The organism is Rhodocytophaga rosea (genome assembly GCF_010119975.1).
Classification (GTDB): Bacteria; Bacteroidota; Bacteroidia; order Cytophagales; family 172606-1; genus Rhodocytophaga; species Rhodocytophaga rosea.
The window spans coordinates 5,785,943-5,808,707 of sequence record NZ_CP048222.1 but is presented as its reverse complement, the minus strand read 5'-3'; the positions used below and the strand labels follow the sequence as shown (position 1 = coordinate 5,808,707).

20 protein-coding genes are annotated in these 22,765 nt (G+C 40.9%); 9 read left to right on the top strand and 11 right to left on the bottom strand.

Going from position 1 to position 22,765, the window contains the following annotated elements:
* Nucleotides 1-13 precede the first annotated feature (13 nt).
* The 3 genes from GXP67_RS24015 to GXP67_RS24005 form a co-directional block, all read right to left on the bottom strand.
* Complete coding sequence (locus GXP67_RS24015) at nt 14-1,051, bottom strand: quinone-dependent dihydroorotate dehydrogenase (RefSeq protein ID WP_162445470.1); 1,038 nt, start codon at nt 1,049-1,051, stop codon at nt 14-16.
* A gap of 104 nt (nt 1,052-1,155) precedes the next feature.
* Nucleotides 1,156-1,503, bottom strand: a complete 348-nt coding sequence (locus GXP67_RS24010; protein WP_162445469.1) for a hypothetical protein — start codon at nt 1,501-1,503, stop codon at nt 1,156-1,158.
* 94 nt (nt 1,504-1,597) lie between these two features.
* Complete coding sequence (locus tag GXP67_RS24005) at nt 1,598-2,641, bottom strand: YpdA family putative bacillithiol disulfide reductase (RefSeq protein WP_162445468.1); 1,044 nt, start codon at nt 2,639-2,641, stop codon at nt 1,598-1,600.
* Nucleotides 2,642-2,938: 297 nt separating this feature from the next.
* On the opposite strand from GXP67_RS24005, the gene rplS reads away from it, so the two are divergent.
* The 3 genes from rplS to GXP67_RS23990 all read left to right on the top strand — a co-directional run bounded on the left by rplS (nt 2,939) and on the right by GXP67_RS23990 (nt 4,747).
* Nucleotides 2,939-3,295: a 50S ribosomal protein L19 gene (rplS, locus tag GXP67_RS24000; protein ID WP_162445467.1), complete on the top strand. Its 357-nt coding sequence runs from the start codon at nt 2,939-2,941 to the stop codon at nt 3,293-3,295.
* 100 nt (nt 3,296-3,395) lie between these two features.
* The gene (dapF, locus tag GXP67_RS23995) at nt 3,396-4,196 is read left to right on the top strand and encodes a diaminopimelate epimerase (protein WP_162445466.1); all 801 of its coding nucleotides are present in this window, start codon (nt 3,396-3,398) and stop codon (nt 4,194-4,196) included.
* Between the two features lie 35 nt (nt 4,197-4,231).
* A complete protein-coding gene (locus GXP67_RS23990; protein WP_162445465.1) occupies nt 4,232-4,747 on the top strand; it encodes a hypothetical protein in 516 nt (171 codons plus the stop codon).
* A 68-nt stretch (nt 4,748-4,815) separates the two neighbouring features.
* On the opposite strand, the gene GXP67_RS23985 is transcribed toward GXP67_RS23990, so the two are convergent.
* Entirely contained in the window at nt 4,816-5,973 is a 1,158-nt protein-coding gene (locus GXP67_RS23985; RefSeq protein ID WP_162445464.1) for an endonuclease/exonuclease/phosphatase family protein, read from the bottom strand.
* 209 nt (nt 5,974-6,182) lie between these two features.
* Between GXP67_RS23985 and GXP67_RS23980 the strand changes: the two genes are divergently transcribed.
* The 4 genes from GXP67_RS23980 to GXP67_RS23965 all read left to right on the top strand — a co-directional run bounded on the left by GXP67_RS23980 (nt 6,183) and on the right by GXP67_RS23965 (nt 12,396).
* The gene (locus tag GXP67_RS23980) at nt 6,183-6,653 is read left to right on the top strand and encodes a ribosome maturation factor RimP (RefSeq protein ID WP_162445463.1); all 471 of its coding nucleotides are present in this window, start codon (nt 6,183-6,185) and stop codon (nt 6,651-6,653) included.
* 11 nt (nt 6,654-6,664) lie between these two features.
* A complete protein-coding gene (gene nusA, locus GXP67_RS23975) occupies nt 6,665-7,909 on the top strand; it encodes a transcription termination factor NusA (RefSeq protein ID WP_162445462.1) in 1,245 nt (414 codons plus the stop codon).
* A gap of 212 nt (nt 7,910-8,121) precedes the next feature.
* Nucleotides 8,122-11,355, top strand: a complete 3,234-nt coding sequence (gene infB, locus GXP67_RS23970) for a translation initiation factor IF-2 (protein WP_162445461.1) — start codon at nt 8,122-8,124, stop codon at nt 11,353-11,355.
* Nucleotides 11,356-11,538: 183 nt separating this feature from the next.
* Complete coding sequence (locus GXP67_RS23965; protein WP_162445460.1) at nt 11,539-12,396, top strand: sulfurtransferase; 858 nt, start codon at nt 11,539-11,541, stop codon at nt 12,394-12,396.
* A gap of 21 nt (nt 12,397-12,417) precedes the next feature.
* On the opposite strand, the gene GXP67_RS23960 is transcribed toward GXP67_RS23965, so the two are convergent.
* On the bottom strand, nt 12,418-13,329 hold the full coding sequence (locus GXP67_RS23960) for a LysR family transcriptional regulator (RefSeq protein ID WP_162445459.1): 912 nt from the start codon (nt 13,327-13,329) through the stop codon (nt 12,418-12,420).
* A gap of 92 nt (nt 13,330-13,421) precedes the next feature.
* On the opposite strand from GXP67_RS23960, the gene GXP67_RS38535 reads away from it, so the two are divergent.
* Complete coding sequence (locus GXP67_RS38535) at nt 13,422-13,673, top strand: CBU_0592 family membrane protein (RefSeq protein ID WP_449421282.1); 252 nt, start codon at nt 13,422-13,424, stop codon at nt 13,671-13,673.
* 163 nt (nt 13,674-13,836) lie between these two features.
* On the opposite strand, the gene GXP67_RS23955 is transcribed toward GXP67_RS38535, so the two are convergent.
* From GXP67_RS23955 to sdaAB, 3 genes are all read right to left on the bottom strand, one after another.
* Nucleotides 13,837-15,237, bottom strand: a complete 1,401-nt coding sequence (locus tag GXP67_RS23955) for an efflux RND transporter periplasmic adaptor subunit (protein ID WP_162445458.1) — start codon at nt 15,235-15,237, stop codon at nt 13,837-13,839.
* Between the two features lie 16 nt (nt 15,238-15,253).
* Complete coding sequence (locus tag GXP67_RS23950) at nt 15,254-16,687, bottom strand: TolC family protein (RefSeq protein ID WP_162445457.1); 1,434 nt, start codon at nt 16,685-16,687, stop codon at nt 15,254-15,256.
* A 243-nt stretch (nt 16,688-16,930) separates the two neighbouring features.
* Entirely contained in the window at nt 16,931-17,608 is a 678-nt protein-coding gene (sdaAB, locus tag GXP67_RS23945; RefSeq protein WP_162445456.1) for an L-serine ammonia-lyase, iron-sulfur-dependent subunit beta, read from the bottom strand.
* Between the two features lie 134 nt (nt 17,609-17,742).
* On the opposite strand from sdaAB, the gene GXP67_RS23940 reads away from it, so the two are divergent.
* On the top strand, nt 17,743-18,564 hold the full coding sequence (locus GXP67_RS23940) for an aminotransferase class IV (protein WP_162445455.1): 822 nt from the start codon (nt 17,743-17,745) through the stop codon (nt 18,562-18,564).
* Between the two features lie 127 nt (nt 18,565-18,691).
* On the opposite strand, the gene purT is transcribed toward GXP67_RS23940, so the two are convergent.
* The 3 genes from purT to GXP67_RS23925 form a co-directional block, all read right to left on the bottom strand.
* Nucleotides 18,692-19,855 (bottom strand): formate-dependent phosphoribosylglycinamide formyltransferase, encoded by a 1,164-nt coding sequence (gene purT / locus GXP67_RS23935; protein ID WP_162445454.1) that lies wholly within the window; start codon nt 19,853-19,855, stop codon nt 18,692-18,694.
* Nucleotides 19,856-19,890: 35 nt separating this feature from the next.
* Entirely contained in the window at nt 19,891-20,829 is a 939-nt protein-coding gene (locus GXP67_RS23930; protein WP_197901557.1) for an ABC transporter ATP-binding protein, read from the bottom strand.
* A 158-nt stretch (nt 20,830-20,987) separates the two neighbouring features.
* Nucleotides 20,988-22,661, bottom strand: coding sequence for a glycerol-3-phosphate dehydrogenase/oxidase (locus GXP67_RS23925; RefSeq protein ID WP_162445453.1), 1,674 nt, complete (start codon nt 22,659-22,661; stop codon nt 20,988-20,990).
* Between the last annotated feature and the right edge of the window lie 104 nt (nt 22,662-22,765).

The following is a 22,765-nucleotide window of genomic DNA, read 5'->3' as shown; positions in this document are numbered from 1 at the left end:
GCATTTACCAAAATTATAAAATTTGTTGAATAATTGCTTGATTTATCTGCTTTACAATACCAGGGCCTTCATAAATAAATCCGGTATAAAGTTGTACCAACGAAGCACCTGCGTTCAGTTTTTCGATAGCATCTTCCGGAGAAGCTATTCCTCCTACCCCGATAATAGGAAAAGCCTTTCCTGATTTTTCATGTAAATACCGGATTACTTCGGTTGCCCGTTTTTTCAGTGGTTGTCCGCTCAGTCCACCTGCGCCTATGGCTTGTACAATAGCCCTGTCTGTTTGTAGATTTTCCCGGCTGATGGTAGTATTAGTAGCAATCACACCGGCAATCCCGGTAGTTTTTACAATGTCGATAATATCATCTAACTGGCCGTTGGTAAGATCAGGTGCAATTTTGAGCAAGATGGGTTTAGGAGCAGGCTTGGAACGATTATGATTTTGCAAACTTTGGAGCAAGTGAGTGAGCGGTTCTTTTTCCTGCAAATCCCGCAGATTCGGTGTATTGGGCGAACTTACATTCACCACAAAATAATCTACGGTATCAAAAAGCGCATCAAAGCAAAACAGATAATCGGCTAAAGCCTGTTCGTTTGGCGTATCCTTATTTTTACCAATGTTTCCGCCAATGATAATGCCAGATTTACGCTTTTTGAGCCGGTGGGCAGCTACCTCTACTCCCTGGTTATTAAATCCCATCCGGTTGATCAATGCCTCATCTGGTTTCAAGCGGAACATTCTGGGCTTAGGATTGCCTTGTTGCGGACGGGGCGTAAGCGTACCTATTTCAATAAAGCCAAACCCCATTGCACTCAACTCGTCCGTTAGTTCTGCATTTTTATCAAAACCTGCTGCCAATCCAACCGGATTTTTAAATGTTAATCCAAGCAGTTTTCTTTCCAGAGATGGATGCTCGAAGGCATATAGCTTTTTAAAGGTAGCCGCTACACCTGGCAGTTTAAACGTACTCCTGATTAAGTTAAAGGTAAAATGATGGGCTTTTTCAGCATCAACTCCAAATAAAATGGGCTGCAGAATATGTTTGTACATCCCGCAAATATAATACAATGTACTAACCAGGAGGCAGGTTTGCCTGGCAAATTTCCAATAGTTACGCTAAGCTATTATTATACTTATAAAAAAATATTCTAAACTTATTGTAAGGATTCTCCAAGTTTAGTGAGCCATTTACCTAGTTTTCTCAGATCATTGGCAATAGAGGTATCAGCACCAGAGGCAGATTTTGTAGTTAATTCTCCTAATCGCAATAAAGACTGGCTGATAGCACGTCCATCAAGCCTGCCAGCAGTAAGAAAGCCTTTCAGGTTTTTGAGTTCATCAGCAATATCAGTCCATTCCGGTTTATTTTCGCTGCGGAGTTTTTGTTCCCAGGCATCCACATTAGCAATGGCAGAATCTGTAGAAGTGCCGGTTGGCAGACCTTCGAGATAAGTAATAGTGGCTTCCAGTGTCTGTTCGTTGATTGATTTTTCGCCTTCCATACGTTTGTTTGTAAATTTACAGCTTATACGCAGGGTTTAGCTGGAAGGGTTGTATGATTGGGAGGTATAGAAAAGGCTATATCAGGAATAATTCTTATCCGTCATTTACTACGACCTTAAATTGATCGTCCGGTTTTGTTCTTCCATTTTCTCTCACCAGCTTTTTACCTGATTTAGCAGCTATATCTTCTATAATGGTGTGGGCATGAAGTTTACCATTCTCAATAAATACTTTTTCTGTATAAATTCCGGCGATAACAGTGCCTGCCAGATACAATCCTTTTACATTCGTTTCATACGTTTGAGGATCATAGGTTGGAATTAAGGTATCTTTGGTAAGCGTAATTCCGGAGTTAGCCAGTAAACGGGAATCTGGCAAATAACCCACCAACAAAAACACAAAATCAGCCGGGAGATCTTTCCGCTCACCAGTCTGATTATTTTCAACGGTAACGCGTCCAGGTTCTATGGCCTTAGCTTCTGTATTGAAATGAACTTTGATTTTTCCTTCCTTCACCCGGTTTTTAATATCTGGGGTAAGCCAGTATTTTACAGCCGGGGTAAAATCTTCAAACTTATGCACAATCGTTACATCGGCATCATTGCGGTATAGTTCCAGCGCCGCTTCCACAGCAGAATTACCTCCGCCTACTATTACCACTTTTGAAAATGCATATTTAAAAGGCTCATCATAATAATGAGATACATGCGGCAGTGGTTCACCAGGAATATTGAGTATTCTGGGAAAATCAAAATAACCGGTAGAAATCACTACATTCCGGGCATAGAACACTTGTCCGCCTTTGGTATGCACTTCCAGTAGGTCTTCCGTTTTTTCTATACGTGTTACTTCGGTAAATAGCCTCAAGTTTAGTTTGAAATAAGCTGCTACCTTGCGGTAATATTGGAGGGCTTCATCTCTGGATGCCTTTCCGGTTGCAGTGGGAAAAGGGATTCCTCCTATTTCTATATTTTCCGCTGTAGAGAAAAACCGCATCCGGCTGGGATATTTCCGTATGGATTCGGTAATGCTGCCCTTTTCCAGAACAATATGTGATAAATTATGCTGGGCTGCCTCAATAGCGCAAGCTAGCCCGCAGGGACCACCGCCTACAATAAGTACGTCTACTATCTCCATGTATAATAATTTCTTAAGCAGGTTAAACTATATGCCTCTTGCTTTTTAACCCCTATACCTAATGTTTAGTTTGACCGCCGGTAAAATTGTGGCAAAATTTACAATAATCCATATAATAATACTGTCTGCTCTTTTTAAACTGTTGACATAATGATACTTGTCTGTCAGGCAGTTTATTAAATAAATTAAATATTTATAAATCTCAAATTTTCAAATTGAAAAACAATTTCTATATTTGCACTCCTTTTAAGCCGGCAGGCAATTTATACACAAAGATATTGATAATACATACAGATCATGAGCGAGATAATCAGAATGATAGAAGCGGAAAGCAAGGAAAAAAGAGGTGGTATTCCTGAATTTAAATCAGGCGATACAGTGAATGTTCACGTAAAAATCCGCGAAGGAAACAAAGAAAGAATTCAGCAATACCAGGGCACCGTTATTCAGCGTAAAAATCTGAATACCAACGGAGAAACTTTTACTGTCCGTAAAGTATCCAATGGTGTAGGTGTTGAAAGAATTTTCCCGATTTTATCACCCAACATCGAAAAAATCGAACTGGTACGTAAAGGTATCGTGAGAAGAGCCAGGCTATATTACCTGAAAGGCAAATCCGGAAAAGCTGCTCGTATCAAAGAAAACAAATCATAATCTGTATTTCAGATATTTTCATCAAAAGCCGTCTGTTTGGATGGCTTTTTTCATTTAAATTGCAACCTGTCAGGAAGAAACAGAAAATTACTTTTGCACTATGCTGATTCATTTTTATAAATATCAGGGAACCGGCAACGATTTTGTAATGATCGACGACCGCTCTGAAACTTTTCCTCAGGATACTACACTGGTAGCCAAGCTATGTCACCGGCGTTTTGGCATTGGTGCCGATGGTCTGATTTTATTACAAAACCACCCTGAATATGATTTCAGGATGGTATACTTCAATGCCGATGGGAAAAAAGGCAGCATGTGTGGCAATGGCGGACGCTGCACCGTGCAGTTTGCCAAAGACCTGGGAGTAATAGCAGACAGCACTACCTTTGAGGCTGCAGATGGCAGACATGAAGCTCATGTAAAAGACGGCCTGATCCACCTGAAAATGGGAGATGTACATCAGGTAAAACATATGCCTGCCTACGATTTTCTCAACACCGGTTCTCCTCACTATGTAGCCTTTGTAGATAAACTTTCTGAACTGGATGTAGTTGGTAAAGGCAAAGCCATACGCTATGATTCAGTGTTTGCTCCAGGCGGCACTAATGTCAATTTTGTAGAACAACTAAGTGATAATACCCTTTTTGTACGCACGTATGAGCGGGGCGTAGAAGACGAAACTTATTCCTGCGGAACGGGTGTAACAGCCTGCGCATTAGCCGCCAGTGCCCGGCATTTACAAAGCCCGGTAAATATCAAAACGCTGGGTGGTAATTTACAGGTTGCCTTTCAATCCAGCTCTCCGGAACAGTTTACCAATATTTATCTGATTGGCCCGGCTCAAAAAGTATACGAAGGAACTATAGAAGTAGGTGAGCAGTCATTCATTAGCGGGCATTGATAAAAATGAACAGATTGATATTTCTATGTCTGCTAGTGTCAACCAATTGCTTTAGTCAAAGTAAAATTTACTCCATTGAAGATTATTTAAAGAAAGATACTTACCGGGTTGTATTAAAGCTATTCGATAGGGGAGTAACTGATTTTTATATTTATGAAAGAGGTTGTGTAGGCTTTTTATATGAAAAAGAAGATACCTGTAGAGCATCTGAGTTAAAAGGATATATTATTTTATCTGGCAATAGCAAAGATTCATTAATAGTGGAAGATTATACGGCTTGCGGCATTGCTACAAGGAAATCTATTGAATCAAGTTCTATCATTTTTTATACTAAAAACAAAAATGATATTCAACAAGAAGAACCTAAGACAAATATATCTGTGTCTCACGAATGTTACCAGGCTTTTTATGAATTTGTAGATAAGCAATTGGTAGTAAACAAACAGTTTTATGAAAGTTTAACTGATAAAGACAATAAATTTAGGGCCTATAATAAAGGACTCAAAACATATTTTCTTTTAAAGAGCTTGAATAAAAGCTTAAATTATTAAAGGGAAGAACTGTAACATCAGGTAACCTGGCAAATAAGTACTAATAACAATTGACTATCGGCAGGAAACTATTCTTCTGTTGGCTTTAGTGAATAGATGGCTGAAATCGGAAAGTGATCTGAATAAGGAATGGTACGATGGGTATAAAAATCGAGTACTGATAAGCGGTCGTCATAAAACTGGTTATCAATCCGCAGAAAGAAGAGTTTGCCATTATAGGTAAAACCAAATCCCCTGCCGGCATCTTCAAAAGAATTATTCAGCATACTGCGCATTTTCTGATACGTATAACTATAGGGAATATCATTAAAATCACCACACACAATCACTTTATATGGGCTCGATTTAATGTGTTTTTCAAGTTCAGCGATTTGATAGCTCCGTTTGATAAAGCCTGTTTTCAGGCGTTTAAATACGTCCAGAGAGGTTTCCTTAATCTCTTGATAATTCTCATTTTCAAACAGGCTGTCTGCCGGAATGCTCATGGAATGCAAATGCACATTAAAAATACGGATCGTATCTTTTTTCACACGTACATCTACATAAATACCTTTATAAGAAGCTTTCTCAAATACGACTTCCCCTTTGTTTACAATCGGAAACTTTGAAAAAATAGTAACGCCCAGAAAGCCGCCTTTACTTCCATTTCTTTTTTGCAGGGGCTCCATATAAAACTGGTAATTTCCTTTTTTTGCAATTTTTTGTATGGTACCAAAAATTTTGGAGCCGCTTAAATTATAAAACTCCTGTATGCATTTAATATCTGCATCATTATCGGCTACCCAGGAGATTACTTCTGTAGAACGCAGGCTTTTTTTATCCTTATATAAATTGAACATGCGGGCGTTAAAGCTGAGCACTTTAAACGTTGAGTCTGCTGCAATAACAGGTTTTTCAAAGTGTAATGCCAGTGTACGCTGAAACAAAGGAAATCCCATTAAAATAATAGCAAGCGGCAGTAATACTTTTATTCTTGCATTGAGCAGCCAGTAAACAAAAAAAATCAGGTGAATGATGATAACAACCGGCAGAGATAAAGCCACAAATCCGGCAGGCCAGAAGGAAGCCGGTGAAACGTATACAGAAACGTAAGCAGCAAGCGTGTAAATACTCAGAAGTACATGCACCGTAAACAGCAGTTTTGAAAAAGCCTTGATAGATTTTTCCTGCATACGGCCAAATACACGCATTCTCTGCTCCTTATCTGAATATGTATGACTATTCATATTGTTCTTACTGGATAAGCAAAGCTAAGTTCGTTTGCTTCATAAAGTCTATTATACGTAAAATTATAAGGAATAACAGTCCTGCTCCAAACAAAGCTATTAAGATATTGATAAATATTTGTTTAAGAAGCATTTTTAACTTACCTTTGTACGAATAAGCAGATTTTTGATGGAGAGGGGACTTAGTCCCCTCTTTGCATTACTTTATCATGGAGTTAAAAGAACAAATAGAGGACCTGGTTGCTGTGCAGTTGAAAGGGTCTCCTTATTTTTTAGTGAATGTAGTGATTGCGGGTGTAAAATCTGTTCCTAAAATCACGGTATGGATAGATGGAGATGAAGGCGTAAGTATTGATAAATGTGCTGAAATCAGCCGTAAATTAGGCAATCAGCTGGAAGAAAGGGAATTGATACCTACTGCTTATACGCTGGAAGTATCTTCTCCCGGAATAGATCAGCCTCTGAAATGGTTCAGGCAATACAAGCAACATACTGGCCGTAAGTTAAAAGTAACGCTGAAAGATGGTACGATTAAAACTGGCACCTTAACACATGTGCAGGAAGACAGCATATTACTAACAGAAGAAAAAAAAGCAAAAAAGAAAAGCGAAACAGAACCTCCAGCCGAAATAAAGCTGGCAGATATAGATAAAACATTTGTTTTGGTTTCATTTATTTAGTTAACAGAAGGATGAATAGCAGAGAATTAATTGAGTCATTTGCTGAGTTTGCAAGGCTCAAAAACATCGACAGGCCCACCATGATCCGCATTCTGGAAGATGTATTCAGAACAATGATCCGGAAAAAATATGGTACTGATGAGAATTTTGATGTAATCATAAATGTGGACAATGGTGACCTTGAAATAATCCGTTTCCGCGAGATTGTCTCAGACGATTCGGAAGATATCTGGGATTTTGACAAAATACCTTTATCAGAAGCACAAAAGATCGAAGCCGACTTTGAAGAAGGCGAAGAAGTAGCTGAACCGATTGTACTGGAAGACTTCGGCAGGCGTGTAGTTCAAACAGCCCGCCAGACACTGATACAAAAGGTAAAAGATTTAGAAAAAGAGACACTTTTTCAGAAATATAAGGAACTTGTTGGCGAAATCATTGTTGCAGAAGTATACCAGATCCTTGGAAAAGAAATACTACTGATTGATCAGGAAAACAACGAATTAGTATTGCCCAAATCAGAGCAGATTCCTAAAGACAGATTCCGTAAGGGAGATTCCGTTAAAGCGATTGTTCACCGGGTAGAAATGGTGAACGGTACACCACGCATCATCTTATCGCGTACGTCGCCTGCATTCCTGGAAAGATTATTTGAAAACGAAGTACCAGAGATATATGATGGCTTAATCATTATAAAAAAAGTGGTGAGGGAACCAGGCGAAAGAGCCAAAGTTGCCGTAGAATCATATGATGACCGTATTGATCCGGTAGGTGCTTGTGTGGGTATGAAAGGTTCCAGAATCCACAGCATTGTACGTGAACTGGAGAATGAGAATATAGATGTAATTAATTATACTGATAATCTGGAGTTGTACATCAGCCGGGCTTTGAGTCCTGCTAAGATCGGCAGCATGAAGATAGACGAAGAAGATAACCGGGTATCGGTATATCTGAAGCCAGACCAGGTTTCTTTGGCTATTGGTAAAGGTGGCCAGAATATTAAGCTGGCAGGCAGGCTGGTAGGTATGGAAATAGATGTGTTCCGGGAAGCTGAAGAATATGCTGAAGAAGATATTGACCTGTCAGAATTTGATGATGAAATTGATGACTGGGTAATTGATGAACTGCGCAAAGTAGGTTTGGATACTGCTAAAAGTGTACTGGCAGTTACAAAAGATGAGCTTTTGCGGAGAACTGAACTCGAAGAAGAAACAATTGAAGAAGTACTTCAGATCCTGAAACAGGAATTTGAAAGCTGAGTTATGTGTTATTAACTTATTGAGCTGTTAAGAAGTTAACAGATTAGAATATTGCAAGATTTAAAAGATTAACCTGTGCTTAATCTCAATTAATAAAAGTAAATCTTCTACCTTTCTACTCTTTAAATTTTCGTAATTACTTTGCTCTTTCTTGATGGCTCAATAACTTTAATAAATCAGGTAACTAAAACAGAAAAGGATAAATTTTTTATATGGCAGATGACAAAATGATGAGGCTTGGCCAGGTAGCAAGGCAATTGAACGTAGGTATTTCTACGATCGTAGACCACCTTGCTGCTAAAGGTTTTGTGGTGGAGAATAATCATAATTCAAAGATTACGTATGGACAATTCGAAATGCTGGCTAAGGAATTTAAATCCTCAGCATTAGAGAAAAAAGAAGCAACCGGACTTAATTTCGGTAAAAAACACACCGACACACTTGGTGTGAATGGGAACACCCATGTTGAAAAAGAAGACATTTTTACAAAAAGTACTGTATCTGACAGAGATTCCTCTGTTAAACCAACCCAGAATGAGACTAAACCGACTAAAGAGGAACCTGAAACAATAAAGGCTAAACTACCAGGCATAAAGGTAGTAGGCAATATTGACCTGAACAAAAAACCGGTTGTGCCTCAGGCTACTCCAGTACCTGCTGCTCCACAACAAAAGGTAACATTGCCTGTGCAGGAGGAACCTAAAAAAGTAGAGGAAAAACCTGTACAGCCAGTTGTTGAGAAAACAGAACCTGTACCAGTCGTTGAAAATAAAGTTATTGAAAACAAACCGGCAGAAACACCTGCTCCTGTCAAGGAAGAGAAAGTTCCTGAAGTTGCAGCCCCGGTTGCTGAAAAACCAGTCGAAAACCAGCTCCCTCCAAAAGAAGAACCTGTCAAAGAAGTTGCGCCCACAGTTCAACAACCCTCTGTTTCTGTTAAACCAGTGGAATCAGAAGTTGTAGTACCTGAAAAAGTAACGGCTAAAGAACCATTACAAGTAGAAAAAACAAAAGCAGATATGCCCCCTTATAAGGAGGAGTTAGAAACCGAACTGGTTACACGAGCCAAAGCTGACCAACTCAAAGGTCTGACAGTAGTAGGTAAGATAGAATTACCTGTAGAAAGAGATAGAAATAAAAAGAAGAATGGCAGTCCTACACCTCCGCCCGCTTCTTCTGGTGCTGCTTCAGCAGATGATAAAAAGAAAAATAAGAGGAAACGCAAACGGGTACGTATTGGAGATTCTCCTCAGGAAAATACTCCGGCAGCCGACAGAAATAAACCACCTTTTCAGCAAAGGACTGGTAATACACCTCCTTTTCAGCAAAGACCTGGTAATCCACCTGCTGGTTCAAATCCATCTGCACAGCGTCCGCCATTAGGCAATAAACCACCTTTTGGTGGGAATAGATCTGATTCCGGCAACCGGCCAAATACAGGTGGAAACCGTCCGGATCAGGGTAATTTCAACAGGAATAAGCCTGCTCAGCAAAACAAGCCGGTAGGTAAGCCTTTTGAAAAAGAAGAAGTTTCTGACAAGCAGATACAAGATCAGATTAAAGCTACGCTGGCTAAACTGAGTGGCAATAAGAATCCGGCTGGTCAGGCAAACCGGGCTAAGTATAGAGGGCAGAAACGTTCTGCTATCGCTGCTGCCAAAGAGGAACGTTTGTTACAGGAGCAGGAAAGTGCGAAAGTATTGAAAGTAACAGAGTTTATTTCTGCCAACGATATGGCTTCTTTAATGGGCGTATCTGTGAACGAAGTAATCTCAGTGTGTATGAATCTGGGTATGTTCGTTTCCATTAACCAGCGCCTGGATGCAGAAGCTATTACAGTAATTGCGGATGAATTCGGATACGATGTAGAATTTGCTTCAGCAGAAGATGAAGCGGATGTGGTGCTGGAAGAAGTAGACAAAGATGAAGATTTACAGCCCAGAGCACCTATTGTTACTATTATGGGTCACGTTGACCATGGTAAAACATCTTTACTGGACTATATCAGGCGCTCTAAAGTTACGGCTGGCGAAGCTGGAGGAATTACCCAGCACATTGGTGCCTATGACGTTACCACAGATACAGGTAAACGCATTGCCTTCTTAGATACACCTGGTCACGAAGCATTTACAGCCATGCGTGCCAGAGGTGCTAAAGTTACAGACGTAGTAATTATTGTAGTTGCTGCCGACGACAATGTGATGCCTCAGACAAAAGAAGCTATTAACCACGCTTTGGTAGCCGGTGTGCCTATTGTGATTGCTATTAATAAAGTGGATAAACCGAATGCGAACCCGGATAAAATCAGGGAAGAACTCGCCAAGGAAAATATTCTGGTGGAAGAGTGGGGTGGTAAATACCAGTGTGAAGAGATTTCTGCCAAAACCGGAAAAGGTATTCCTGAACTGCTTGAAAAAGTATTACTGGAAGCTGAGTTATTAGACCTGAAAGCCAATCCGAACAAGAATGCGGTAGGTACTGTAATAGAAGCCTCTCTCGACAAAGGTCGTGGGTATGTAACTACTGTTCTGGTACAATCCGGAACTTTACATATAGGAGATATATTGCTGGCAGGGGCTCATTATGGACGGGTAAAAGCGATGGCAGATCACAGAGGGCAGCGGCTGAAAAAAGCAGACCCTTCTACACCAGTACAGGTATTAGGTTTGTCGGGTGCACCGCAGGCAGGTGATAAGTTCAATGTAATGGAATCTGAAAGGGAAGCCAGAGAGATTTCAAACAAACGGGAACAGATCCTTCGTGAACAGACCATCCGGACTAAAAAGCACATTACCCTGGATGAAATTGGCAGACGTCTGGCCATAGGAAGCTTCAAAGAACTGAACGTGATCGTAAAAGGTGACGTGGATGGTTCAGTAGAGGCACTTTCCGATTCCCTGCTCAATTTATCTACCAATGAGGTACAAGTCCGCATTATTCACAAAGGTGTAGGCCAGATCTCTGAATCTGATATCTTGCTTGCATCCGCTTCTGATGCTATTATTGTAGGCTTCCAGGTTCGTCCTTCTACCAATGCACGAAGACTTGCTGAACAGGAAGAGATTGAAATACGCTTGTATTCAATTATCTACGATGCCATTAATGAGGTAAAAGATGCCATGGAAGGTATGCTGGCACCGAAAGTAGAAGAAGTGATTGTAGGGAATGCCGATGTAAGAGATGTGTTCAAGATTACCAAAGTAGGTACAGTTGCCGGTTGTTATATTACTGAAGGTACCATCAAGCGTAGTAATAAGGTACGGGTGGTACGGGATGGTATTGTGGTTTATACTGGTGATATTGATGCCCTGAAACGCTTTAAAGACGATGTATCCGAAGTAAAATATGGCTACGAATGCGGTATCAGTATTAAAAACTTTAATGACATCAACCCAGGCGATACTATTGAAGCCTTTGAACAAAGAGAGACTAAACGTACTTTATAACAAGTACGGTATTACCAAACAAAAACGCCTGGTTAATAGCCAGGCGTTTTTGTTTGATAACTATTACCGGGGAAAGCAAATACAAAGTGTATGAATGAGGTTCAAATAAATATTTGAGTTAATCATCTCCAGTTTGTCTCACCGATATTACTTTTGTTAACTTGCATTCATACCTCTGAAACCATGGCTACTAAAATACCACCGATTATAAAACCTGCAGAACTGGCTACGCTCATGCAGCAAAAAAAAGTAGTTATCATCGATGCCCGGGTAGGTCCACAGGTAAAGGAAACGTATGCAGCTTCGCATCTGGCAGGTGCCCGGTTTGTTGATATAGAAACAGAACTTGCCCGGCCTAAAAAAGAGCCTGCCCAAGGTGGCCGCCATCCGCTTCCTTATCTTGAGCAATTTGCTCAACTGTTACAAAGGCTTGGTATAAGCCCGGATAGTCATGTGGTCGTATATGATGATAAGAATGGAGCTAATGCCGCCGCCAGGTTCTGGTGGATGCTCAGGGCAATAGGGCATCAGGCGGTACAGGTACTGGATGGTGGATATCAGGCTGCCATTACAGCTGGTATTCCTACCTATTCCGGAGAAGAAGTACCAGCCACTACAAGTATTTATCCTGTGAAAGAATGGCTTTTGCCCACTGTTGATATACATCAGGTTGAAAAGGCAGTACAGGATTCAGATTTTCTTGTGATTGATGTACGGGACGCAGAACGTTACCGGGGTGAAAAAGAACCGATTGACCTGATTGCCGGCCACATTCCCGGGGCTGTAAATATTCCTTTCAGTAAAAATTTAGATAGTAATGGATTTTTTCTAAAGCCAGATGAACTCAAGCATACCTATAAGCAAGCACTGGAAAACCGGAACGCTAAACAGGTTATTGTGCATTGCGGTTCAGGAATAACAGCCTGTCATACATTGCTGGCTATGGATCACGCAGGCATGGAAATACCCGGTTTATACGTAGGCTCATGGGGTGAATGGTCCAGGACTGACAGGCCGATTGCTACGGGAGCCAAACCCTGACACCTTCTAATACTATAACTTTCAGGAATTATTTACTACTTGGTCTTCCAGCAACTTAAACTTCTCGCTCACCAGATGCACCAGATGCATCACATTTTTTAGCATTGGATTATTGTCATCTTTGCGCCAGATCGCATATAAACTGGCTTTTTGCGGAAGTTGAATAAACCTGATGCCAGGTTGTGCACTAAACGCATACGAACCAGGCAGAATGGATACGCCCAGCCCTCTAGCAACCAGGCTCAAAATAGTAGCTCCAAAATCAGATTCAATATATACATTAGGAGAAAATTGATACTCCTGAAAAATGGCATTCAGGCTTTGCACATAAAAAGTATTATGATGCAGACCAGATAGTATAAACTTTTCATCTTTCAATTCAGCTAAGCTGGTAAAGTTTTCCTGGTTCAATTGATGAGAGGCAGGCACAATCAAGGCAAAACTCTCAGAATACAGGCAGGTAGAGCGTAAAGTGGGATTTACGCCAGGCTCTCTCCGGAATCCGAGGTCCATCTGGTAATTCAATAACAAATGTTCGAAGGTGATATCGGTAGGTTCGATTAATTCTACTTTCAGGTGCGGAATGTTTTGATGAATATGGATCAAAAGTTCTGGTAAAAACCCATATACAATAGAGCCCGGATAGCCAATACTAATAGCTCCATAGGTGCCTTCATGTATTTGCTGAGCCTGCTTATGTATACTATTGATATCCTCCACTAATCGTTGCCACCTCTCTCTGAGAAATTGCCCGGCGGCAGTGAGTTTTACACTCCTTTTGGTACGCTCAAAAAGTGTAACCCCCAATTCTTCTTCCAGCGCCTTTATTTGACGGCTAAGGGCTGATTGTGTAATAAAAACTTTTTCAGAAGTATTGCCAAAATGCAATTCCTTGGATAATTCCAGGAAGAATTTGATTTGTTGTAAGTCCACCAGTCACTAATTCGTTTTATGCATTAATCTATGAAAAATTAGCAATTCATGCATTAAAAGAACCTGTTATATTTGTTAAAACGCACAATAAAATGCTTTACAGAAGATATATACTGGAATCAATAGGCTGGACTGGCGCTTTGTTTTCTCTCTTAGCCTATAGTTTAAATAGCTTAAATGTTATTTTAAGTCAATCCAAGGAGTATTTAGCTATGAATGTACTTGGTTGTTTCATGCTGATTATTTATACCTATTATAAGAAGGCATATGCTAATTCAGTTTTGAACACCATATGGCTGGTTATGACAATTGTAGCGCTGATTAAAGTGTATTCCTTATTATAGCTTACTAAACAGAACTTAGCTGGAAATTGCTTCCACCAACCTACTTAGGTATTGATAAAAAACAAATCCGGCTATAGTTATAGCCGGATTTATAAAGATAGTTTGTTTTAGTTTTAGTTTGGTAATGAACCAGATTTCAGACTAATATTTATTTCCCTTAGACTTAGGCACTGGGTTTGCCTTTGTCTTTATTATCGTTTTTACCCTGTTCTTTCTTTGCTACCGCATCGCCACTATTCAGCCGTTTAGATACTACCAGGAAAGGACCTGAAATTACCTCATCGCCTTCTTTCAGGCCACTAATGATTTCAATATTCTCAAAATCGCTGATACCAGTTTTTACCTCCCGCATTTCTACCTTACCATTGTTGTGAACAAATACAACTTCTTTGGTTTCGTCGGCTTTATTGGAAACCTGCTTTGCAGGAGTATTGGAATTAGTAGCTTGTTCATTACCCTGGCCAGGACCTTCCGGGCCACCTACAGGGGCATTGGGGTTACGGGTAGTAACAGCTGCCAATGGTACAGATAATATATTCTCCTTGCGTTCAGTGATAATATCCACTGAAGCCGTCATACCCGGACGGAAAGGAGAAAGTTTACTTTTCTTATTTACCAGGTCGGCATAGGATTCATTAAGTATCCGCACTTTTACCTCAAATTCTGTTACAGCATCCTGAGTAACGGCTGTTTTGGCCGTATTAGAAATTTCAGTTACAATCCCTTTAAACTGCTTGTCCATATTAGCATAGGAATCCACTTCAATAATGGCGGTATCACCTAATTGCACCCGTACAATATCGTTTTCATTCACATCCACCAGCACTTCCATATTATTCAGGTTAGCCAGGCGCAACATTTCTGTACCAGCCATTTGTGAAGTTCCTACTACCCGTTCGCCTTTTTCTACACTCAGTTTAGAAACAGTGCCATTCACCGGAGAAAATATGGATGTTTTCCTTAAGTTTTCCTGAGCATCCCGTAAACCAGCTTCTGCACTCTGTACCAGATATTTAGCTGCTTCCAGATTTTGCTCGGCAGAAGTTACTTCTTCCTGGGCTACTTTGAAATTGGTTTCAGCGGTAACATAGTCAGCATCGGAAATTACCTTCTGGTCATATAATTTTTTATTACGCTCATATTCAATTTTAGAACGTTCCAATTGTACTTTAGCCTGCGATAATCTCGCCCTGGTTTGTGACAGGTTAGCCCGGTTATTATTCATATTAGCCTGAGCACGGTCTACGGCAGAGAGATAATTATCCGGACGTATCTTCAGCAGCAGTTGGCCGTTGGTAACAGAATCCCCTTCAGCTACTTTTAATTCAATAATCTCTCCCGACACATCCGGGCTGATTTTTACTTCCACTTCTGGCTGAATTTTTCCGGAAGCACTCACTTTCTCAATAATTTCTGTCCGTTTGGCCTTCGCCATTTCTACCTCAACCGGTTTTTCTTTTCCGATCCAGCCGGCTTGCTTGGCAATAAGCGAGGCAGCAATCAGCACAACCACTACTGAACCCAGAATAATAAGCAGTTTATTTGATTTTTTGCGTTTAGCCATTGGAGGTTAGATTTTATTAGAAAGATAAAGGTTTATTCTGATAAAAGTCTAATATTTTAGTCCGGAAAATATAATTATATTTAGCTTGTATCAGGTTTGCCTGGGCACCGGCCAGCCTTACTTTCGCCAGGTTATAATCAACAGAATTTAGCAATCCTACATTAAAGCGGCTCTCAGTAGCCTTAAATGCAAGGTCTAATGAAGCTACCTGCTCACGGAAAGAATTGTAAGAAGCAGCCGCCGCCAGCATATTGTTATAGGCTAATTCAATGTTTTGACGTAGTAGAATCCTGGTATTTTGGGCATCTAACTTAGAAGTTTCTCTCAGCACAATTGAACGGCTGATCTGAGTACGGGTCTGCCATCCGTTAAGGATTGGAATGCTTAAGTTAACAGAAATGTATTTACCCAGGTTATCTTTTAACTGATCGCGGAAAGAATATTTTTCAGAGATAAAATTAGGTACTTGAGTAACCACCGGAGAGGCAGCATCGCCATTCACAAAGCCGATAGTTTCTGTTCTGGAGCCATTTAAAATATTCAGATTTCTCTGGTCAGAATAATAGGTGTTAAAACCGGCACCTACGGAAAGTCTTGGATACAAAAAGCCTCTGGCAGAAGCCACCCCATATTCACTGCTTTTCACTTTCAGATCAGCACTTTGCACACTGGGAAGTGTCTGCTGGGCAATCTTATAGATTTCTTCGGTATTTTGTTGGTAAGGGTCCAGGTTTGGATCTGGTAATTCTACCCGCACTATATTAAAATTACTCTGAGCCGGCAGATTCATGGCCTGCATCAGATTTATCTTAGAAATATTCAGATTGTTCTGAGCCGTTACCAGAGAGGCTTTATCTATAGCCAGCTGAGATTGTAAATCCAGAAGATTGGTTTGTGGCAAAGAGCCTGCTTCTACCAGTTTCTGGGTACGTTCTACCTGAAGTTGTGATTGATCTACCTGATTCTTGGCAATAACTAATAATTCTTCATTGGAAAGCACTTGCAGATAGTTTACGGCTACTGATAAAGCTACATCATATTTAGATTGCTCTACATCCAGACGGCTGGCTTTTACATCCGTCTGGCTCTGTTTGATATCATTTAAACGGGCGCCTCCCTGAAACAGCAGTAAATTACTATTCAAACTAAAGTTATTGGTCTGGGTAGTAATATCGGTAAACTGGTTAGTTGTAGGATCTACGAAACGGCCAAAATTATAGGCATGTTGTCCATTGACACTGGCGGTTGGCAGAAAACCGGCTTTTGACTGAAAGAGTAAAGCTTCATTATTACGTACCTGAAGCTCGCTTCTTTTTATAGTAATACTATTGGCAAAAGCATAATCTACACATTCCTGCAAAGACCATTGTTCTTTTTGGGCCTGAGCAAATCCGCTGCTCACTCCTGCCAGGAGCAAACAGCCTATTAAAAAAGATTTAATCGTTGGCATATTGGTTTAAAGTAAATGTTGCGCTTTAGATGATATAAATTAGAAATTGGTTACAAGTTTTACTGAATTACTGAATTACTGAATTACTGAATTACTGAATTACTGAATTACTGAATTACTGAATTACTGAATTACTGAATTACTGTACTGAATTACTGAATTACTGAATTACTGAATTACTGAATTATAATTTTATTTTTTTATTCTGACCTTCTGTAAGTCTGTAATTCTATTATTTCTTGGTTAGTCATTCAATACCGGAATATAAATCACTTCTTTTACCCACCGCAGGCTTCTGATATATTCCAGCGTAATTGGCCTGATGCTGGAATCCATCTCAATAAACTGGCAGGCCAGGTCATTTTTGCCTTTTCTGGATACATTCATAGAGGCAATATTACAATCGTCGTGGGCTACCACATCCGCAATAAAAGCAATACTTCCCTTCACGTCTTCAGCCGTAATAATCAGTGTATGGAGTTGTGCTGAAAAACCAGCCCGGAAACCATTTACCTGTGCAATCGTAATTAATCCACCTCCCCTGCTTTCTCCTATTATTTCTACTGCTTTTTCTCCGGCTTTTACATTCAATTTCACCGTATTTGGATGAAAAGTAGAGGCATTGCCAACCGAACGGAAAGAATAAACCAGATTTTGTTCTTTGGCAAAATCAAAAGAATTTCTGATCCGCACATCGTCCGTTTTATAATCCATCAATCCTGCAATTACTGCCCTGTCACTGCCATGTCCTTCGTATGTACGGGCAAAGGAGTTATAAAAAGTAATAATAGCTTCCGTTGGTTGTATTCCCAGGATATGGCGGGCTACTCTTGCAATCCGTACCACTCCTGCTGTATGTGAACTGGAAGGACCTATCATAACCGGGCCAATCATATCAAAAATGCTGCTTCTTCCAGACATGGTGTATTACTTCTGGTCTTGAACACAAAATAAAAGGTACAAAACCAGGAAAATTCCTGATACTTCAATATTACATACTAATTTTATACATCCGAATAAAATAATGATAAATGGCAAAATGATTAGATGGTTTGATGAAATGTATTTATAACTTCCAACTTACCGAAGAAACAATGGTTTCTGTGCCTTTTCACAACAGGGCCTTTCAATACGGCGACGGATTATTCGAAACGATGCGTTTTCAGGAAGGAAGAATCTTATTTCTGGAAGACCATCTGGAAAGACTTTCCGCAGGATTAGAAGTATTACAGATGAAACTTCCATCTGATTTTTCCCTTTACTATCTGGAGACAGCCATTGCACAACTTGTAGAAGCGAATGACTTGTTTCCCAGAGCCAGAATCCGTTTACAGGTATGGCGGAAAAGCGGAGGCTTATATACGCCTACCCAAAAGGAAGCTGAATTTTATATAAGTGCCCAGCCATTTGTGGAGACGCCCATGGAGAAAGAAAAAGTGTTATTTTACAGAGATATCCGCTTGCAGTATTCGCCTCTTTCTTCCCTCAAAACCTGTAATGCTTTGCCTTATATTATGGCAGGGATTGCTAAAACAAATACCGATGCAGATGATATGATCTTGCTAGATAATCAAGGACATACTTCAGAATGTATTGCTTCTAATATATTCTGGATAAAAAATGGCATTGTGTATACCCCTTCCCTGCAAAGCGGCTGCATCGCCGGAGTAATGCGTAAACAAATTATGAATCACGCTAATAAATTAGCCATTCCGCTAGAAGAAGGGTTATTTCCAGAATCAAGTATTCTGGAAGCAGAAGCTGTATTTTGTTCTAACATCTCCGGTATTCAGGCTATTAAGCAGATTGAAGAAGTTGTATTTGATGCTGCTAAATTGCCACAAGCATTGATGACTATTGGCCAATACACAGGATAGGATGAATAGATTTATAGAGGTTGCCTAGAAAAAATGATTCATCCTTCGTATACTAATTTCAATCTCATGTATGCCCAACCAACACAGAACCGACATCTACATTTTGCTACTAATTATTGACCAATGGCTACTTCACCTGTACCCTCCCGGCAATCTGTTTGGCTCTTTCTACCAGGTCAGTAATGTTGCAATCTATTCTGTCGAAAGCGAGCGCTACAGCCATCCGGCGGTAAGGCCTGGTGGTAGGTTTGCCGAAAATGCGGATATCAGATCTGGGCTGTGCCAAGGCTTCTGCAATACCAGAATAAGTAGGATTTTTTCCGTCCTGCTTGGCCAGAATAACAGCACTGGCACCAGCTCTTTCCAGAATAATTTCGGGGATAGGCAAACCCAATACAGCACGGGCATGTAGTTCGAATTCAGAAAAATTCTGTGTACCAGCCAGTGTCACCATGCCAGTATCATGAGGCCGGGGCGAAAGTTCAGAAAAATAGACGCCATCCTCAGCCAGAAAAAATTCTACTCCCCAGATACCGGCACCTGTTAAGGCAGCTGTTACCTGCTGTGCCATTTGTTTGGCTTCCTCCAGCTGAGCTGGTTCTATTCTGGCTGGCTGCCAGCTTTCCTGGTAATCTCCCCTCTCCTGCCGGTGCCCGATAGGCGGACAAAAAATCGTCGGGCCATGCATCTGAGTTACTGTAAGCAAGGTGATTTCAGAATGAAAATGTACAAAAGCTTCTACAATTACTTCCCCGTAATCAGCACGTCCTTTGGTAGAGGCAATTTCCCAGGCTACCGGTATATCTTCCACCGTCCACACCACAGACTGCCCTTTTCCGGAGGAGGACATGAGCGGTTTAACTACACAAGGCAATCCGGTATATTTTACAGCATCCTTCAGTTCATCCAGATTACTTGCGTAGGTATATTTTGCTGTACGTAAGCCTAATTGTTTAGCCGCCAGATCCCGGATGGCTTTGCGGTTCATCGTAAAATTAGCTGCTTTGGCACTGGGAACCACCTGAATGCCCTGTTGTTCGTAGTCATAAAACCGTTCCGTCCGGATGGCTTCTACTTCAGGAACAATAATATCGGGAGAATGTGCAGCAACAATTCTGTCGAGTTCGCTGCCATTAAGCATATCTATTACTTCATTCTCATCGGCTACCTGCATGGCTGGTGCACCTGCATACGAATCTACGGCAATTACATACTGGCCCAGACGTTTAACGGCGATCACAAACTCTTTGCCTAGTTCTCCCGAACCCAACAATAAAATTTTCTTTTGCATATAGCTGGATACTATTATGGATATTTTAATACGTCTTACACTTCGATTTCTCTTCCGACATTCACACTCGATTGCCCAGTTACACTTCGGATAAAGATATCGTTCATAGTGGGAATGCTTTCAATGAAAGAATGAATCTGTATCTGATTGATTAAATGCGCAATAAGTTGATTGGCAGTAATACCAGGCTGAAGGCGGATGCTAGCCCTGAAATAATTATCCGGCAGTTCTTCCCTGGAAATCACCTCAAAATCGCTGCTTAGCTCAAAATTACTGCCCTCACCTTCCACTATATAAGTATTGGTGCGGAAGCGGTTTTTAATTTCTTTGGTAGAGCCATCGAGTATTTTTTTCGATTTATTTATTAACGCAATATAATCACAGAGTTCTTCTACAGATTCCATGCGATGGGTAGAAAAAATAATGGTACTACCCTGTTGCTTGAGTTGCAGAATTTCGTCTTTGATCACGTTGGCATTAATAGGATCAAAGCCTGTAAAGGGTTCATCGAGAATAATGAGGGAAGGATTATGAAGCACTGTGGCAATAAACTGCACTTTCTGTTGCATGCCCTTGGAAAGGTCTTCAATATTTTTATTCCACCAGCTTTGAATATCAAATTTATTGAACCAGATTTTCAGCTTTTCCAAGGCTACAGCTCTGGGAATTCCTTTTAACTGAGTCAGATACAGAAGTTGTTCACCCACCTTCATTTTCTTATATAACCCTCTTTCTTCCGGCAAATATCCTATCTGGGCAATATGTCTGGGAGCTAATTGTTCACCATTGAAAAGCACTTGTCCGGAATCGGGGGCTGTAATCTGGGTAATGATCCGGATGAGCGAAGTTTTACCTGCCCCATTGGGGCCTAACAAGCCAAAAATACTTCCTTTGGGAATACTTATACTTACATCATCCAGAGCTGTATGGTTAGCGTAACGCTTGATGATATGCTGGGCTTCTAATATGTTCAAAATAGCAGGTTTTTAGATAGACAATATAGATTCTTTGAAGTATATCAAAACTAGTCATTTTTTATGTAACACGACAAGAATTGAATGGTTAGAGTTCTACTATTAAGTCAGCGGTTTTTTATATCCATACATTCATCAGAAACCAACTAAAAGAAATGTTACACAGTAGTTTGTAAGGCCACCGCTTCTCCTTTGGCTTCCCGGATACGATTTTGTAAGGTTTGCTGGTGTCTGGCAGTGGTAGGATCATCCCAGTGAAAATAATCTGCCATATAATGAATAACAGCCTGCTGCCATTGTTGTACCCATTGTATATTGAAATACAAAGCGCCGGTTCTGCGGATGAAAAAATCGGTAGGCGTAGCCGCCATCTCTTCTTCCATACTATATAAGAGTTGTGCTAATAATACTGCTGGTAAGCCGGATGTTTTTGACTCACTGGAAGCGACTCTCTCAAATATTTTATCTACATTAGAGCCATAGCGGTGCGTTAATCTACTGGCTTCTTCTGCCGGTAAACCTAATTTTATACCTGCTTCTGTTTTCTGCTTCACAAAGGCGCCATAACCAGCCGAGCCACCTACCTGTCCGCCGGAAACACTAATTCTATCTGTAAAACAAGCCGGGAAGGACCGGCCTTCTTCTTTCTGAAAAGCCTTTGCCAGCACATTTACTACCCGTTCGGCCATTTTGCGGTAACCGGTGAGTTTGCCACCAGCAATAGTAATTAATCCGGATTCATACTGAAAAATCTCATCTTTGCGGGAAATATCGGTAGGTCCTTTGCCAGGCTGCCTGATCAAGGGGCGCAAGCCTACCCAGCTGGATTCTATATCCTGCCGCTCCAGGGCAGATTGGGGAAACATATAGCCGGCCGCTTGGATCAGGTAACTGATATCCGCTTCAGTGATCTGTGGATGAACAAGATCGCCGGTATAGGTTGTATCCGTAGTGCCAATATAGGTTTTTCCATCGCGGGGAATAGCAAATATCATCCGTCGGTCGGGCGTATCGAAATAAACGGCCTGTTTGAGCGGGAACTTCTGGTAATCTACCACAATATGTACGCCTTTGGTAATGTGCAGTTTGTTTCCTTTGGTCGAATCGTTGATACCATCCAGAGCATCCACCCAGGGACCAGTAGCATTCACTACTTTTTTTGCTGCTATTTGCAATGTCCGGCCAGTCAGCTGGTCTTCTGCTTTTACGCCGGTGATACGTCCATCAGTATAAGTAAATCCGGTAACATTTATATAGTTCAAGGCTAATGCACCTCTTTGTACAGCTTCTTTCAGAATTTCTATGGTAAGCCGGGCATCATCGGTGCGGTATTCATAATAATAGGCTCCTCCCAACAGGCCATCTTTACGCAGCAATGGCTCTCTGCTCAGCGTTTCAGCAGCATTCAACATCAGCCGTCTTTCCTTAGATTTTACCCCAGCGAGTGTATCATATAAGCTCAGTCCGACGGAAGCTCCCAGTTTTCCCAGTGTTCCGCCTTTTACCAGGGGCAATAGCATAGGTTCGGCTTTGGTCACATGCGGGCCGTTTTCATACACAATGGCTCTTTCCCGGCCTACTTCTGCTACTAATCCAAACTCAAACTGTTTCAAGTAGCGTAACCCGCCATGAACTAATTTGGTAGAACGGCTGGACGTACCAGCAGCAAAATCCTGCATTTCGAGTAAGGCAGTCTGCATGCCCCGGCTTTGTGCATCCAGGGCAATACCTGCCCCGGTAATCCCTCCTCCGATTACAAGTAAATCAATACTGGCTTGCTGCATTTGTTGCAGATAGGCATGTCGTTGGGCAGATGAAAATATGTAGTTCATAGTTGTGAGTAGCGTTGGCAGAAAACTATAAAAATGGGAATAAAAGCTATACCTGTTTTTATTATCCTGCTGCCTGTAAGTTAGCGGTTTTGCCTTTATGAGAT